This window comes from Komagataeibacter ossonobensis, assembly GCF_057359305.1.
Window position 1 is genome coordinate 1 of record NZ_JBXAYQ010000099.1, and the last position, 2,451, is coordinate 2,451.

Below are 2,451 nucleotides of genomic sequence, written 5' to 3' on the forward strand. Positions count from 1 at the left end.
TAGTTCTCGTTCCTCGATCTGCGCTTCTCCCGAGATGATCCAGACCAGCAAGGGCTCGGCCACGGCCGGGACCAGCACTTCATTCTCGTGTTGCGGCCGGCGGAATATCTGTGCCTCTGCCTCTTTCCATGCCTTCCCTTGGCTTTGCCCGATTTTCCGGCCCGGAATACGGTCCTCGAGGGCGTAACTGGCGGCATGCAGCGAAGAACGATGCGGGTGCGGCATCCGGTTTCCCTTTCAGGCGTGCCGTGAATTGTCCAGTCCAACTCACAAAAACGCAAAATCACAATGGTTTTAGCAAGAGGACGACAGAAACCATCTGCCTGGGTCTTTACCTGTTTTCTCGTTCTTTTTTAAACGGAATAGATGAAGATTATCATGAGTATCAGAGGTAAGGTCGCCCTTGTTACCGGAGCCTCCAGCGGGATAGGCGCGGCAACAGCACGCAAACTTGCGATAGAAGGCGTTATTGTCGGTCTGGCGGCACGGCGCAAGGACCGTCTGGACGCGCTGGCGATGGAAATCACCGGGGCAGGCGGCAAAGCGGTTGTCCTTCCAACCGACGTTACGGATCTGACGTCATGCAGGGCTGCGGCAGATGCCCTCATCGCCCGGTTCGGCAGGATTGATGTGCTGGTCAACAATGCGGGCCTGATGCCCCTGTCCAATGTTGACAGCCTGAAAGTGGATGAATGGCAGCGTATGATGGACGTAAACGTGTCTGGTGTCCTCAATGCAGCGGCGGCGGTTCTTCCACAGATGATCGCACAGCATTCGGGCCATATCTTCAACATGTCCTCGATTGCGGGCCGGAAAGTCTTTACCGGTCTGGCCGTCTATTGCGCCACCAAGGCCGCCGTCGCAGAGTTCTCCGATGGACTCAGGATGGAGATCGGGTCAAAGCACAATATCCGCGTCACCTGCATTCAACCGGGTGCCGTGAAGTCGGAACTGTACGAGCAGATTACAGATGCCACTTACCGCAAGCAGATGGATGATCTGGCTGCTTCCATGACCTATCTGGAAGGCGAGGACATCGCTGACACGATCCTGTTTGCGCTGAACGCACCATCCCGAATGGATGTCGCAGAACTTGTTCGTTCTGCCCACCGAACAGGGATGGTGAGTATCGGAATCATGAAAGAACTTTGGCGAGAGCAATTTCTTTCAGGACATTAAAGTCCAAGGTCGGACAGCCCCGGATGATCGTCGGGGCGTCTTCCCGCAGGCCAATGGAACAGTCGGTCTCCGGCCTCTATCGGCAGGTCATTGATCGATGCGACCCGGCGGCGCATAAGCCCGGCGGTATCGAATTCCCACAGTTCATTGCCATAGGACCGGAACCACCGACCCGCATCATCATGCCATTCATAGGCAAAACGGACAGCCATGCGGTTATTGCGGAAACCCCAGAGTTCCTTGATCAGGCGGTATTCGCGCTCCCCGTTCCATTTGCGTGTCAGGAAGGCCACGATCTGATCACGTCCATGGATGAATTCTACCCGGTTGCGCCATTGGCTATCCACTGTATAGGCCTGCGCCACCTGTTCCGGGTTCCGGGAATTCCAGGCATCTTCGGCAAGCCGGACCTTGCGTGTCGCACTTTCAATATCAAAGGGCGGGAATGGCGGTCGTGACATGGATAAGTTCCGTATGGTTGAGCAGGGTTAAAAGTGATGGTGAAAGCGATAGCCCCACACAGGGTAGAAGAGAAGGACGCTTTTGACACCCCCATTGCATCCTTAGCTTTCATGCCCGAGCCGGTGGCCGGGTCGAAACCCATGGGACCGGGCCTGCCATGCGATCAGGAAGCCGACCGCGACAAGCCCCATCACCGCCCAGGGGAATGATGCCGCCCCCCATGTGTCGAGCAGCGCGCCGCCCAGAAGGCCCCCGCCAGCTATCGCACTGTTCCACGCCACCACATTCATCGACAGCGCGACATCCGCGCCATCGCCAGCCGCATCAGCCAGTGCTGTCTGGAGCAACGTCGCAGCACCACCAAATGTCAGCCCCCATATCGTGACACCGATCATGATCACCGCAGGCGATGCTGATCCGATAGCAAAAGCCGCTGCCACGACCGCGAATATGGCGAGGCTGAGCAGAACAGACAGACGCAGGGCGTGATCGACCGTGCGGCTGGTCAGCCAGATGCCGACAAGGGCAGCGACCCCGAACAGCAGCAGGATGCGATCTGCCTGTCCCGCCAGTCCGGCCGGTGTCACGAATGGCACGATGTAGGTATAGAGAACATTGTGCGCGAGCATCCACGCCATCACCACGCCCAGAACAGACCGCACGCCCGGCATGTACAGAACATGCCGGAACGGCAGACGCTCGTCATACGCGGCACCCGGAAAGTCAGGAACCTTCGCCAGCACCCATGCGATCAGCAGCATGGTCAGGCCCGACATGATCCAGAAAGCCAGACGCCAGCCGACAGCAGCG

At 58.0% G+C, this 2,451-nt stretch carries 2 protein-coding genes and 2 pseudogenes; 1 reads left to right on the plus strand and 3 read right to left on the minus strand.

Annotated elements, in window-relative coordinates; genetic code table 11:
- Positions 1–225, minus strand: a pseudogene (locus tag AC1RQ9_RS18715) (AraC family transcriptional regulator); the annotation flags it as partial.
- A gap of 141 nt (positions 226–366) precedes the next feature.
- Here AC1RQ9_RS18715 and AC1RQ9_RS18720 point away from each other — a divergent pair.
- Positions 367–1,126 (plus strand): annotated as a pseudogene (locus tag AC1RQ9_RS18720) (SDR family oxidoreductase).
- Between the two features lie 49 nt (positions 1,127–1,175).
- Here AC1RQ9_RS18720 and AC1RQ9_RS18725 read toward each other — a convergent pair.
- Positions 1,176–1,640: a nuclear transport factor 2 family protein gene (locus tag AC1RQ9_RS18725; RefSeq protein ID WP_025440109.1), complete on the minus strand. Its 465-nt coding sequence runs from the start codon at positions 1,638–1,640 to the stop codon at positions 1,176–1,178.
- Positions 1,641–1,742: 102 nt separating this feature from the next.
- On the minus strand, positions 1,743–2,451 hold a 709-nt coding region (locus AC1RQ9_RS18730), incomplete at its 5' end, for an MFS transporter (RefSeq protein ID WP_485988094.1).

Bases quoted from the DNA above. Each gene is read 5' to 3' on its own strand.
- AC1RQ9_RS18725 (WP_025440109.1), bottom strand. From the start codon at position 1,640: ATGTCACGACCGCCATTCCCGCCCTTTGATATTGAAAGTGCGACACGC.